The following is a 13,222-nucleotide window of genomic DNA, read 5'->3' as shown; positions in this document are numbered from 1 at the left end:
GTTCAGCTCTCGCTGCCGGGAGGATAGACGAAATTGAGCGTCGAGCGCAGATGCGCTTCCAGCATGGCCTGGGAGCCGGGAATATCGCGTGCGATCACCCGATCGGCGAGCAACTGGTGCGCGCGGACGAACTTCTTGCCGCTGTCGAAGGAGCGCATCATTACGCGGCGGTAGCGATAGGCCTGGTCGTAGAGATCGGAATGGGCTGCGAGCAGGCGTTTTGAGCTGCACGCCGCCAATAGCGCGGTATGAAAGCCCTTGTGCAGGCGGTCGAAATCCTCCGCACCTTCGCGGAATTCATCGCCGGTACGCTCGATGTGCCGGCGCATCTGGTGCAGCGCGCTGACGATGCCGGCCTCCCACACGTCGTCGCCATGGATGATGGCGAGCCTGATGGCTTCGACCTCGACCGCCGTGCGCATGCAGGTGATATCGAGCAGATCCTCGCGGCTGATGTCAGCGACGCGAAAGCCGCGCTGCCCAATGCCGACGATCAGCCCGCGTGACATCAGCCGTGACAGGCCCTCGCGCAGCGGCGTCGCGCCGATCTCGTAGCGCTGCACGAGGTCGACGATGCCGAGCCGCGATCCCGGCGCCAGATGGCCAGCCAGGATGTCCTGCTCGACCAGCATGGCCGCGCGCTCGCTCAAGGTGGCGGCCTCGGTCACCGGTCGGTTCAGTTGGTGTTCGGAAGCAGGCATCGCGCTAATAGTTATTTCAGGACCAGCTTCGATGTGTCGAGTTTGGATTGCAGCATCTTCTGCGACGACATCACCTCGATCCACCAGGAGAGCTGCTCGGGCTTCAACGCCGGTTCGGAACGGTTCGGCGGCGTCGCCTTGACCAGTTCGATCGGCTGCTTGGTGAACTTGGCAATCGAATTCGAGGCTTTTTCGCGGTCGTTGTTGACGATGACGGCAGATTCAGCGAGCGCTTCGCGGAATTTCTTGACTGCCGCGGCGTTCTTTTCCGCCCATTCGCGCGAAGCGGCATAAAAGATGATTGGATCGGTGCGCGCCAGTTCGACCGCATAGCGCGCGCCGACCGAACCAAGGCCGGCATTGGTCATCCGAGTCACCAGCGGCTCAGCGGTCAGCACGGCGTCGACGCCGCCGGACTTAATGATATCAGCCATCGTCGGAAAGGTAACTTCGACGAAATTAACGCTCTTGGGATCGACGCCTTTTTCCACCAGCCATTTCACGAACAGCACGTGCAGGAAGGCGTTCAGCCCGGGCGCGCCGACTTTCTTTCCGACAAAGTCCTTCGGCTCCTTGATGGTGATGCCGTTGCGAACGAAGGCGGTGATGTTGCCGTTCGACACCGGGCTCATGACGGTCGCGCCGGCGATGGCGACGAGATCGAGCCCACCGTCGACGGCCTGTAAAAACACCGTCGAGGTCGGCCCGCCGATCTGGATCGAGTTCGACAGGATCGCCGCCGGGATGTTCGAGTTGATGCCGATCGGCGTCATCTCGACCTCGAGCCCGTGCTTTTTGAAAATGCCCTCGTCGATCGCGATCATTGCCGAGGCGCAGTCCGAAGTCGCCGTGCAGCCGACCTGGATTTTGGCTTGCGCAAAGGCGGTGCCGGTCAGCGCCACGCTGACCGCAAGGGCGGCAACGACCTTTTTCACGGTGTTCTCCCCACTCACATTTTTCTCTCTTGTTTATCGATATTTTTTTTGATCATATATTTCAGCAGAAGACAAGGGGGTGCATCCAGTGAAACTCGCGACATTCAAATCCCGCGGTCAGGAAAAGATCGGAATCGTGCATGGGGGCGATACGCTTCTGTTCGATCTCGCAGCCGCTGCTAACGGCAGCGGGGGCGCCAATCCGGCCTTCGCATCGATGCTGGCATTGATCGACGCCGGCGACGCCGCCCTCGAACAGGCGGCGAGGGTGTTCGACAAGCACGGCAAGGACGAAAGCTTGTCCGTCAAGACCGAGATGGCCGAGGTACTTGCGCCGATCCCGGAGCCGCGGCAGATGCGGGACGGCATGTCGTTCCCGCTGCATATCCTGCAGGCCCCGCGCGGGCAGCTCAAGCTCGCCGCGCGCGCCAAAGGCGACATGGCCGAGCTGGCGCGGATCGAGGCCGAGCCGCTCGGCGAACTGCCGGAGGTCTATCGCAAGCAGCCGATCTACTACATCACCAACCGCTTCAGCGTCCGCGGCACCAACACCACGGTGAAATGGCCGCGCTACAGCCAGGTAATGGATTACGAGCTGGAATTCGGCATCATCACAAAGAACAAGGGCGCCAACATCTCCGCCGCCAAAGCCAAAGACCACATCTTCGGCTATACGATCTTCAACGACTTTTCGGCGCGCGATGCCCAGCGCATTGAAATGGAAGGGCGGCTAGGGCCGGCGAAAGGCAAGAGCTTTGACGGCGGCAACGTGATGGGTCCGTGGATCGTCACCCCGGACGAAATCGGCGATCCCTACAAATTGAAGATGGAAGTGCGCGTCAATGGCAGGATGCGCTCGCAAGGGGTGACCGACGGAATGCTGTTTTCGTTCGAGGAGATCATCGCCCATGTCACCAAGGACGAGACCCTGATGCCCGGTGAGTTCATCGGATCCGGCACTGTCGGTAACGGCTGCGGACTCGAACTCGGCTGGTATCTCGAACACGGCGATACCATCGAGCTCGAAGTCGAAAAGATCGGCATTTTGAAGAACCGGGTCGAGCGGCAGTAGCCTCGCGCGACCACGTCAACAAGAAGAACATCAAGTGAGGAAACGCCATGGCGCGCAGATTGATCGACATTTCCGTCCCCCTGCAAAACGACGTGCCGGCCGATCCGCCCGGCAACCACCCGACCATCCAGTATATCGATCACCAGCAGGGCCTGCCGCGCATGCTGCAGTTCTTTGAGGGCTTGAAGGCGGAAGATCTGCCCGATGGCCAGGGCTGGGCGGTGGAGCAGGTATCGCTCTCGACCCACAACGGCACGCATCTGGATGCGCCCTGGCATTTCCATCCCACCATGAATCGCGGCGAGCGTTCCTGGACCATCGATGAGGTGCCGCTGGAATGGTGTTTTCAGCCGGGCGTGAAACTCGACTTCCGGCATTTGCCGGACGGCTATGTCGCCACCGCCAAAGATGTTGAGGCGGAGCTCAAGCGTATCGGGCACACACTGTCGCCGCTGGAGATCGTGGTGGTGAATACCAGCGCGGGCGAAAAATACGGGCGGCAGGACTACGTCACCTCCGGCTGCGGCATGGGCTACGAGGCGACGATGTATCTGTTGGAGCGCGGCGTGCGGCTGACCGGCATCGACGGCTGGAGCTGGGATGCGCCGTTCGTCTACACGGCGAAGAAGTATGCCGAGACCAAGGACGCCAGTTTAATCTGGGAAGGCCACAAGGCCGGCCGTCACATCGGCTATTGCCACCTCGAGAAATTGCACAATCTGGAGCAACTGCCGTCGACGGGCTTCATGGTATCGTGCTTCCCGGTGAAGATTGAGCGCGCATCCGCAGGCTGGACCCGCGCGGTCGCCATTCTCGACGGCTGAAGCACGCGACAACAAAAAAGACGGAGAGAATGAATGGCGGATTTGCGGACGGCCCCGCTGCGGGGATGTTTCTGCTGTGGTCAATCGAGTTCGTCGTTCGCCGCGCCAACCCGGCGCAGTTTCATGCTCGGTGCCGGCGCGCTGGCGCTCACAACCGCGGTCGGTGGCGGCCGGGCAGGGGCACAAACCGCCGACGCAAAGCCATTCCGGATCGACGTTCACCATCATCTGTCGCCGCCGACCTACGTGACCGCGTCGAACGACAGCGGCTTCGGCGATCCCTTGATGAAGAGTTGGAGCATCGAAAAATCGCTCGCAGATATGGACAAGGCCGGTATCGCTACCGCGATGCTGTCGGTCACGACGCCCGCGGTCAATTTCACCAAGGGTGATACGGCACGAAGGCTCTGCCGCGAGTCGAACGAATATGCCGCAAAGCTGATCGCGGATCATCCGGGGCGGTTCGGCAATTTCGCGATGCTGCCGCTCACCGACACGGAAGTCAGCCTGCGTGAGCTCGCCTATGCGCTCGACACGCTCAAGGCCGACGGCATCGCGTTGATGACGAGCTACGGCGACAAGTGGCTCGGCGATCCGCTGTTCTTGCCGGTCATGGAGGAGCTCAATCGCCGCAAGGCGCTGGTCTACACCCATCCCACCGCGGCCAATTGCTGCGTGAACCTAGCGCCGACGCAGCCGCCCGTCATGATCGAATTCGGCACCGACACGACGCGCACGATCGCTGACATCGTGTTCTCCGGCAACGCGCGGCGCTTTCCCGACATCCGATGGATCTTCTCGCATGCCGGCGGGACCATGCCATTCTTGATCGAGCGCTTCGTCCGCCATCCGCTGCTGGTGCCGAAGGTCAAGGATACCGTGCCTGACGGCACGCTCACGGAGCTGAAACGTTTCTTCTACGATACTGCCCAGACGTCCAATCGAAGCGCGATGTCGGCGCTGGCGGCGATCATCCCGCCCTCGCAGATCGTGTTCGGCACGGATTTCCCCTACCGGACCGGTATCGATCATGTCAGGGGATTGCGCGAGGCGGGCGTGTTCACCGACGAGCAGATAGCGGCGATCGACCGCGGCAATGCGCTCAAGCTGATCCCAAGACTGGCTAGCTAGATCGGAAGCAGGCGAGGCAGTTCGTCGTGGGACGTACCGACTCGCCAAAAGAAAAAGGCGCGCCGGTTTTCCGGCACGCCCAAACATCGTCCTCGATCGTGTCTCTTGTGACGGCGATCGAGCCTAGATCACCACCTGCAGACGCGAACGCCGTAGGGGTTCCACCAGCAGCGCGGGCCCGGCCGAACGACAACGGGACCGCCATAGAAACCATAGCCGCGACCGCGGCCCCAGCCTCTGCCATAGCCTCGCCCACCATAGAAGCCGCGGCCATAACCTCTGCCGCCGCGGTACGCCTGCGCCGGCGATGTCGTCGCGCCTACCAGAACAGCAGACGTGCTGACGAAGTAGACGAAGAACAAAGCCAAGGCTGCGAGGCAGCGGGTCAGGACATTGTAGCGTTTAGCCATTCGAGGATCTCCCGGTCACTTCCGAACATCTGAACTTCGGCGCTATCTCACTTAGACGCTTGAGCAAGCCATCGGTTCAGATGCGCTAAGACAATATTTTCACTAAGGTTCTTTCGGGCTGTGAGGACTTTATTGAGAAGGGAAGGTAAGGTCAAGTTACAGTCAAGTCTGCTGAGGATTTCTGCGTTGTGCCGTTCATCTTCCTGAATGCTTCATGAATACTGATGATTGTGCACCGCAGAATTCGAAAGAAGCTGCGGCAAGCCACGCCAGCAACTTGATGTCGACACGATCTCCATTTCTCAGCGCAAGATGATCCTCTCCTGACGAGTACCCATGTCCAAAAAACACACTTATGTCCTCGGCCTGAACACCTATGACCATGATGTCAGCGCCTGCCTGTTGCGCGACGGCGCCATCGCGTTTGCGATTGCCAAGGAGCGGATCACGCGGGCCAAGCACGCCTCGGGCTTCTACAAGGAAGTGATCGATTATTGTCTCGAAGCCGAAGGCATTACGCTCGATGACGTCGATCTGGTGGTGCGTAATTGCTACATCCTGCCGGTCCCGGAAATGGAAGAGCGGCTGGTCTATTTCGACGCGCCAGGCTTCCTGCCGGAATTCGAGCGCGACGCGGCAGCCAAGCATCCGCTTTATCTGAGGCATTCGGACAAGGTGGTCACGATCTCCCATCACCTCGCGCACGCCTACAGCGCGTTCGCGGTGTCGCCGTTTGAGGACGGCGTCGTGATGATCGTCGATGGTGTCGGCAGCTACCGGTCCGACGTCATGGAATCCTTCCCCGCGGGCGACACGGCAACGCCGCTCGCACGCGAATCGGAGAGTTACTACAAGTTCAGCGGCACGACGCTGGAATGCCTAAAAAAGGTCTGGATGGAGCCGGACCGCGGCTTCCTCAGCGACGAATTCTACACCATGCCCGGGCTCGGCGCGCTCTACAGCCGCGCCTCGACTTATATCTTCGGCGACTGGAACAAATGCGGCGAGCTGATGGGATTGGCGCCCTATGGCCGCCGCGATCAATTCAAGCATCTGCTCGAACTGACCGACGACGGCAAGCTGCAGGTGCCGCACTGGAACGCTGCCGACTTCAAGCAACCTTACGTCTTCGACGTCGCCGGCAATTGGGAAAAGCACCCCGCGATGCGGCATTGGGAAGACCTGGCCTGGCGCACGCAGGACGACACCGAAAATGTGCTGCTCGCCCGCGCCCGCTGGTTGCGCGAAACCACCGGCGCGACGAATCTGTGCATGGCCGGCGGCGTTGCACTGAATTGCGTGGCCAATGGGCGCCTCGCCCGCGAGGCCGGCTTCGAGAACGTCTGGATCCAGCCCGCGGCCGGCGATGACGGCATTGCAATCGGCTGCGCCTATTACGGCTGGCTCGAAATCCTGAAGCAACGCCGCGCCTTCGTCATGGACCACGCCTATGTCGGCAGGCGTTACAGCGACCAGGATGCGGCCAAGGAGTTGCGGAAATTTCTGGTGCGGATCCAGGTCGATACCATCAGAAGCGACAATGTCTGCCGCGACACCGCCAAACTGCTCGCCGACCAGAAGGTGATCGGCTGGTTTCAGGACCGCTCGGAATTCGGGCCGCGCGCGCTCGGCAACCGCAGCCTGCTGGCCGATCCACGCAAGCCCGGGATGAAGGACATCTTGAACAGCCGGGTCAAACACAGGCAGGCGTTCCGGCCATTCGCGCCGATCGTGCTGGCCGAGCGCATGAAGGAAATTTTTGAAGGTGAGGAGGACTCGCCCTTCATGCTGATCGCCAAGCCGGTTCGTCCCGAATGGCGGGACAGGATTCCGGCGATCGTGCATGTCGACGGCACGGCTCGTGTCCAGACTGTGCGCGAAGAAACCAACCCGATGCTTTATCGCTTGCTGAAGGAATTCGAGGCGCTGACCGGCGTTCCCGTGCTGATCAACACCTCATTCAACATCAAGGGCGAACCAATCGTTGAAACGCCGCAGGATGCCGTGAACTGCTTTTTGACCACCGGCGTCGATCACCTGGTCATCCACGACACGATCGTGTCGAAGAACGCGATGCACAAGGTGGTCGCGCCGCTGGTCAATATCTACACCGACGTGCGGACGCTGGTGGCTTCGACTGCGCAACCGGCCTGATCGTTTGTTTCGGACCGAAAGCCGCTCAGGCGGCTTTCGGCGCCGGCGGCGTCTTCAGCGGCTTGTCCTGCCGCTTCGACCAGGAAATGTAATAGGCCACGATGGTCATGATCGCGATGCCGGTCACGCTGACGAAGATCTGCGCGAACAGCGAGCCTGAGCTCATCGACAGTTCGAAATGGCCGACGAACGACAGGAACACGCCGACGCAGAACACGGCGAGCGACTGCTGGCCGCAGACCACCAGCGGATCGAAGATCCTCCACTCCAGCCCCGGCCATTCCTTCGGCACGAAACGGATCACCAGGATCACGATCGCCACGAAATGCAGGAAGCGGTAGGGCGCGAGGTTGGTCTTGTCGTTCGGGTTGAACATCGAATACAGCCAATGCGGGAACATCTCGCCGAAGGTCGGAAACCGGCCGGCCATAGTCATGACCAGCGCCAGGATCAGGTAGCCGATGCACAGATACAGCGTGACCGGCGCGTTGATGATGGCGAGGTTCTTGCGGGCACCGCCGAGCGCGCACCACGCGCCGAACACGAACAGCACCTGCCAGCAGAACGGGTTGAAGTACCAGGTGCCCTGCGGGTAGGCCGGCAGGTTCCAGCCGGTTTGACGGGACACCAACCACAGCACGATCGCGGCCAGCATGGTCCAGTTGGGCTGGCGCAGCATGATCCACAACACCGGCGGGAACAGGCCCATCAGCACGATGTAGAGCGGCAGCACGTCCAGATTGACCGGCTTGAACTTCAGGAACAGTCCCTGCCGCAGCGTTTCGGTTGCGTTATCGATCAGGCCGACGACGTTGAAGTCATTGACCAGCTCCGAGTCGCCAAAGCGCAATGCAAGATAACTGATCGAGGCGATATAGATCACGAACAGGATGATATGGGCGACATAGAGCTGCCAGACGCGCTTGGTCAGCCGCGTGGCGCCGACGATGAAACCGCGCTCCAGCATCATCCGGGCGTAGACGAAGGAGGCGGTATAGCCGGAAATGAAAACGAACAGGTCAGCGGCGTCGGAAAACCCGTAATTGCGGGTGGTGATCCAGTTCACGATATTGTCGGGGATATGGTCCAGATAGATCGCCCAATTCGCGACCCCGCGAAACAGGTCGAGCCGGAGGTCGCGTCCTTTGTCTGGCAGGGTGGCGTTGATTTTCATGGGCGCCGCTTCGTGATGCTTTCGGGGAGATCGCGCCGCAGGACAGGGTCCCGGGCGCTGGATAGCCCTAGATTGTCACAGTACGGCATAATGACTATACCGGTACGAAAATGGTACATCCGGGTTTCTGGAATCACCGATCAAATTCCTGAAAGGTGTCTCTATACTATCCCGACCGTTTCCACCAAACGCTTCCATGTCGCATACCGCTTGAGGACCCGACCATCCAATGACCGCCCGCATTTTCAAGCCTGCCAAAAACGCGATGCAATCGGGAAGGGCCAAGACCCAGGAATGGCAGCTCGATTACGAGCCCGAGCAGCCCCGGGCGATCGAGCCCCTGATGGGCTGGACCTCGTCCTCCGACATGAAGCAGCAGCTCACCTTACGGTTCGACACCAAGGAAGACGCGATCGCCTATTGCGAGCGCAAGGGCATTGCCTATCAGGTGATTGAGCCCAAGGATTCGGCGCGCCGGCCGGCCGCTTACGCCGATAATTTCGCCTTCAAGCGCGTCGAGCCCTGGACTCATTAGGAGCCTGGCAGGCCCGCTTTGCAGCCGCGCGAGGCGTTGCGGGCGAGGGCTATTGTGCCGGGTCAGATGCCGAGGGATCGCCGGGTAGCGGCAGCGGCTCATCCTTGGCGACGCCAAGCACCGGGAAGGTCCTGATGTTGCGGACCTCGGGCATCGCTGAAAATTGCAGAAGCTGCTGGTGCATGCCCTCGACGTTTCGCGCCACGCATTTGAGCAGATAGTCGGCGTCGCCCGAAATGCGCCAGCTCTGCTGGACCAGCGGTATTGCCGCGATCGATTTTTCGAACGCCTGCAACGTCGCCTGAGCCTGGCTCTGCAACTGAATCAATACATAGGAAATAACCTCGTAACCCAGCAGCTTTTCGTCGAGCGTGGCTCTGATAGCGCTGACATAGCCGCGCTCGCGCAACGACCGAACGCGCCGCCGGCACGGAGGCTCCGAGAGGCCAACCCTGTCAGCCAGTTCATTGTTGCGGATGCGGCCATCCCTCTGCAACTCGGACAGGATTTTCAGGTCGAATTCATCAAGGGATTGACGTTCCGTCATCGGCACCTCATCCGCCCTCCGGCTTGTCGCGAGCCGTGACGTCAGGGGAGGGCGCACGCCTGGTTCGCGCCCGCTCAGGCGTCGCGCCCGGGGCGACGCCCGATAGCACCAGCTTCTCATGGGCGGCGACGATCGCCTCCTTGGTGAGCCTCCCGCCGGGCCGATACCAGGCCGTGAGGCCGGTCAGGAGCGACAGGATCGCAAAGGTCGCCACCTGGATGTCCACGACTTCGAATTCGCCTTCGGCCACGCCCTGGCTGAGAATTTCCGCCAGCCGCCGCTCATAGGCGCCGCGCAGCGCCACGATCGCCTCGTAGTTCTTCGGCTCCAGGCTTCGCAGCTCGGAATTGGCGATGAAGACCTCGCGCTTCCTGGTCATGTGGTAGCTGACGTGAAACGCGACGAAGGCACGGAGCTTGTCGGCCGGCTGTTGCTTCCCCTGCAGGGCACGATCGAGCTGGCGCAACAGCTCGTTGATGTGGTCCCGTACCAGCACGAACAGCAATTCCTGCTTGGTCGAGATGTGGTTGTAGAGCGAGCCCGACTGTATCCCGACTTCAGCCGCAAGCTGGCGCAGGCTCATCGCCGCGTAACCGTGCTCGAAGATCAGGCGCAGCCCGGCCTTGCGGATCGCCTCCATCGTGCTGGGGCCGTGTGAGCCGATCGTTCGCGCCATTGAGCCTCATGGATGTGGGGCGTTCATCGCCGCGGAAACGAGCAAGCGATCGTATAATTGTGACACGAAAAGATAGTAATTTCAATCGCGTGCTGCACTCATTTGCGCCGTAACAGGTTCCGCTTGCGATGCTGTTAAAAAAACGTATGATCGTTTAATTCCAAAGACATCGGGGGAAATGATGGCCTCAAACAGGGCGCTGCTTCTCAACTTCGATCTTGGCGAAACCGCGGACGCAATTCGCGAGACGGTACACTCATTCTCGCAAAACGAGATCGCGCCGCGCGCGGCCGAAATCGATCGCAGCAATCAGTTTCCGCGCGACCTCTGGCCGAAGATCGGCGCGCTCGGCCTGCACGGCATCACGGTGGAAGAGGAATATGGCGGCGCCGGGCTCGGCTATCTCGAGCACTGCATCGCACTGGAAGAAATCTCGCGGGCGTCAGCCTCCGTCGGCCTGTCCTATGGCGCGCATTCCAACCTCTGCGTCAACCAGATCCGCCGTAACGGCAATGAGGCGCAGAAACGGAAGTATTTGCCCAAGCTGATCTCGGGCGAGCATGTCGGCTCGCTGGCGATGTCGGAGCCGGGCGCCGGCAGCGACGTGGTCTCAATGAAAACCCGCGCTGACAAAAAGGGCGACCGCTTTGTGCTGAACGGCAACAAGATGTGGATCACCAACGGCCCCGTGGCCGACACGCTGGTGGTCTACGCCAGGACCGACGCCAATGCTGGCCCGCGCGGCATCACCGCCTTCCTCATCGAAAAGGGCATGAAGGGATTTTCCACCGCGCAGAAACTCGACAAGCTCGGCATGCGCGGCTCCGATACCTGCGAACTGCTGTTCGAGGATTGCGAAGTTCCCGAAGAGAATGTGCTGAGCGAGGTCGGCCGCGGCGTCAACGTGCTCATGAGCGGCCTCGACTATGAGCGCGCGGTGCTGGCGGCCGGCCCGATCGGCATCATGCAGGCCTGCATGGACGTGGTGTTGCCCTACGTACACGAGCGCAAGCAGTTCGGCGAGCCGATCGGCTCCTTTCAACTGGTGCAGGGCAAGATCGCCGACATGTACACCACGATGAACGCGTCACGGGCCTATGTCTACGCGGTTGCAAAAGCCTGCGATCGCGGGGAGACCACGCGGGAGGATGCGGCCGGTGCGATTCTCTATGCCGCCGAGAAGGCGACGCAGTGCGCGCTCGACGCGATCCAGTTGCTCGGCGGCAACGGCTATATCAACGACTACCCGACCGGGCGTCTCTTGCGCGACGCCAAACTCTATGAAATCGGCGCCGGCACCAGCGAAATCCGCCGGATGCTGATCGGACGGGAGCTGTTCGAAAAGACCGCCTGAACTTCACATTCGGCCGAAGATGGTACAGGCTGTCGCGTCCCCTTCGAAGGCGCAGTTCCGACCATCTCAACGGCTCCTGAGCACCCAAAGAAAACGCCGATCATGCCGCTTCATTCCACCATCGATCCCGCATCCCAAGAGTTCGCCCGCAATGCCGACGTGATGGGTAGTCTCGTGGCCGAACTGCGCGAGAAGCTGAAGGTGGTCTCCGGCGGCGGCGGCGAGGCGTCGCGCAAGCGGCATACCTCGCGCGGCAAGATGCTGGCGCGCGAACGCGTCGATCTGCTGGTCGATCCCGGCACCGCCTTTCTCGAATTGTCACCGCTCGCCGCCAACGGCCTCTACGGCGGCGATGTCCATTCCGCCAGCGTCATTACCGGGGTGGGACGCATTTCGGGCCGCGAATGCGTCATCGTCGCCAACGACGCAACCATTAAGGGCGGCACGTATTACCCAATGACCGTGAAGAAGCATCTGCGCGCGCAAGACATCGCGCGGCAGAACAATCTGCCCTGCGTCTATATGGTCGATTCCGGCGGTGCTTTCCTGCCGATGCAGGACGAGATCTTTCCGGACGAGCGGCATTTCGGCCGCATCTTCTACAACCAGGCGCAGATGTCTTCCCAGGGCATTCCGCAGATCGCAATCGTAATGGGCTCGTGCACCGCAGGCGGGGCCTATGTGCCGGCGATGTCGGACGAGAGCATCATCGTGCGCAACCAGGGCACCATCTTCCTCGGCGGACCGCCGCTGGTGAAGGCGGCGACAGGCGAGGTGGTTTCCGCCGAGGAGCTGGGCGGCGCCGACGTGCACTCCCGCCACTCCGGCGTCACCGACCACTATGCACAGAATGATGCCCATGCGATCGGGATCGCCCGGCGCATCGTCGCCACGCTGAAGCAGCCGACGCGCGCGGTGCTGAACATGCGCGAGCCGCGGGAGCCGCTGTTTCCCGCCGAGGACATTTACGGCGTCGTCTCCGCCGACGGCAGAAAACCGTTCGACGTGCACGATATCATCGCGCGGATCGTCGACGGCTCGGAGTTTGACGAATTCAAGAAGCTCTACGGCACGACGCTGATTTGCGGTTTTGCGCACATCTGGGGCTATCCGGTCGGGATCATCGCCAACAATGGCATCCTGTTCAGCGAGAGCTCGCTTAAAGGTGCGCACTTCATCGAGCTGTGCTGCCAGCGCAACATCCCGCTGGTGTTCCTGCAGAACATCACCGGCTTCATGGTCGGCAAGAAATACGAGGCCGGCGGTATCGCGCGCGATGGCGCCAAGCTGGTGACGGCGGTCGCCACCGCTGGCGTGCCGAAATTCACGGTGGTGATCGGCGGCTCCTATGGCGCGGGCAATTACGGCATGTGCGGGCGCTCGTACTCTCCGCGTTTTCTCTGGCTGTGGCCAAATGCCCGCATCTCGGTGATGGGGGGCGAGCAGGCTTCGATGGTGCTGAGCCAGGTCCGTCGCGACAATATCGAGGCCAAGGGCGAGACCTGGTCGGCGGAAGAGGAAGAGAAATTCCGCGCGCCGATCCGTGCTCAGTATGAAAGCCAGGGCAATCCGTATTATGCCACCGCGCGGCTGTGGGACGACGGCGTCATCGATCCTGCCGACACGCGGCTGGTGCTCGGCCTTGGCTTGTCGGCGGCGGCCAATGCGCCAATCGAACCCACGAAGTTTGGCCTGTTCAGGATGTGACG

At 61.2% G+C, this 13,222-nt stretch carries 13 protein-coding genes; 7 read left to right on the top strand and 6 right to left on the bottom strand.

Annotation, left to right across the window (positions count from 1 at the left end; all coding sequences use genetic code 11):
- Positions 1-2: 2 nt before the first annotated feature.
- Both HCN58_RS12490 and HCN58_RS12485 read right to left on the bottom strand, forming a co-directional pair.
- Positions 3-701, bottom strand: coding sequence for a GntR family transcriptional regulator (locus HCN58_RS12490; RefSeq protein WP_171579692.1), 699 nt, complete (start codon positions 699-701; stop codon positions 3-5).
- Positions 702-712: 11 nt separating this feature from the next.
- Entirely contained in the window at positions 713-1,636 is a 924-nt protein-coding gene (locus HCN58_RS12485; RefSeq protein WP_171579691.1) for an ABC transporter substrate-binding protein, read from the bottom strand.
- Between the two features lie 88 nt (positions 1,637-1,724).
- On the opposite strand from HCN58_RS12485, the gene HCN58_RS12480 reads away from it, so the two are divergent.
- The 3 genes from HCN58_RS12480 to HCN58_RS12470 all read left to right on the top strand — a co-directional run bounded on the left by HCN58_RS12480 (position 1,725) and on the right by HCN58_RS12470 (position 4,663).
- Positions 1,725-2,708 carry a fumarylacetoacetate hydrolase family protein gene (locus HCN58_RS12480; protein WP_171579690.1) on the top strand — a complete coding sequence of 328 codons (984 nt, stop codon included), beginning with the start codon at positions 1,725-1,727 and terminating at the stop codon, positions 2,706-2,708.
- Between the two features lie 47 nt (positions 2,709-2,755).
- Positions 2,756-3,532 (top strand): cyclase family protein, encoded by a 777-nt coding sequence (locus tag HCN58_RS12475; RefSeq protein WP_171579689.1) that lies wholly within the window; start codon positions 2,756-2,758, stop codon positions 3,530-3,532.
- A 123-nt stretch (positions 3,533-3,655) separates the two neighbouring features.
- Positions 3,656-4,663: an amidohydrolase family protein gene (locus HCN58_RS12470; protein WP_210265981.1), complete on the top strand. Its 1,008-nt coding sequence runs from the start codon at positions 3,656-3,658 to the stop codon at positions 4,661-4,663.
- 128 nt (positions 4,664-4,791) lie between these two features.
- On the opposite strand, the gene HCN58_RS12465 is transcribed toward HCN58_RS12470, so the two are convergent.
- A complete protein-coding gene (locus HCN58_RS12465) occupies positions 4,792-5,073 on the bottom strand; it encodes a hypothetical protein (protein WP_171579687.1) in 282 nt (93 codons plus the stop codon).
- A gap of 336 nt (positions 5,074-5,409) precedes the next feature.
- Between HCN58_RS12465 and HCN58_RS12460 the strand changes: the two genes are divergently transcribed.
- Positions 5,410-7,227: a carbamoyltransferase family protein gene (locus HCN58_RS12460; protein ID WP_171579686.1), complete on the top strand. Its 1,818-nt coding sequence runs from the start codon at positions 5,410-5,412 to the stop codon at positions 7,225-7,227.
- Positions 7,228-7,252: 25 nt separating this feature from the next.
- On the opposite strand, the gene HCN58_RS12455 is transcribed toward HCN58_RS12460, so the two are convergent.
- Complete coding sequence (locus HCN58_RS12455; protein ID WP_171579685.1) at positions 7,253-8,401, bottom strand: OpgC domain-containing protein; 1,149 nt, start codon at positions 8,399-8,401, stop codon at positions 7,253-7,255.
- Positions 8,402-8,630: 229 nt separating this feature from the next.
- On the opposite strand from HCN58_RS12455, the gene HCN58_RS12450 reads away from it, so the two are divergent.
- Positions 8,631-8,936 (top strand): ETC complex I subunit, encoded by a 306-nt coding sequence (locus tag HCN58_RS12450; protein WP_065729490.1) that lies wholly within the window; start codon positions 8,631-8,633, stop codon positions 8,934-8,936.
- Between the two features lie 49 nt (positions 8,937-8,985).
- Here HCN58_RS12450 and HCN58_RS12445 read toward each other — a convergent pair whose 3' ends face one another.
- Both HCN58_RS12445 and HCN58_RS12440 read right to left on the bottom strand, forming a co-directional pair.
- A complete protein-coding gene (locus HCN58_RS12445) occupies positions 8,986-9,483 on the bottom strand; it encodes an Lrp/AsnC family transcriptional regulator (protein WP_171579684.1) in 498 nt (165 codons plus the stop codon).
- A gap of 7 nt (positions 9,484-9,490) precedes the next feature.
- Positions 9,491-10,159, bottom strand: coding sequence for a TetR/AcrR family transcriptional regulator (locus HCN58_RS12440; protein ID WP_171579683.1), 669 nt, complete (start codon positions 10,157-10,159; stop codon positions 9,491-9,493).
- A gap of 181 nt (positions 10,160-10,340) precedes the next feature.
- Between HCN58_RS12440 and HCN58_RS12435 the strand changes: the two genes are divergently transcribed.
- Both HCN58_RS12435 and HCN58_RS12430 read left to right on the top strand, forming a co-directional pair.
- A complete protein-coding gene (locus tag HCN58_RS12435) occupies positions 10,341-11,513 on the top strand; it encodes an isovaleryl-CoA dehydrogenase (protein WP_171579682.1) in 1,173 nt (390 codons plus the stop codon).
- Positions 11,514-11,615: 102 nt separating this feature from the next.
- Positions 11,616-13,220, top strand: coding sequence for a carboxyl transferase domain-containing protein (locus HCN58_RS12430; RefSeq protein ID WP_171579681.1), 1,605 nt, complete (start codon positions 11,616-11,618; stop codon positions 13,218-13,220).
- Positions 13,221-13,222: the final 2 nt, after the last annotated feature.

Source organism: Bradyrhizobium australiense, from assembly GCF_013114825.1.
Taxonomy (GTDB): domain Bacteria; phylum Pseudomonadota; class Alphaproteobacteria; order Rhizobiales; family Xanthobacteraceae; genus Bradyrhizobium; species Bradyrhizobium australiense.
This window is presented reverse-complemented; position numbering and strand designations above follow the sequence as displayed.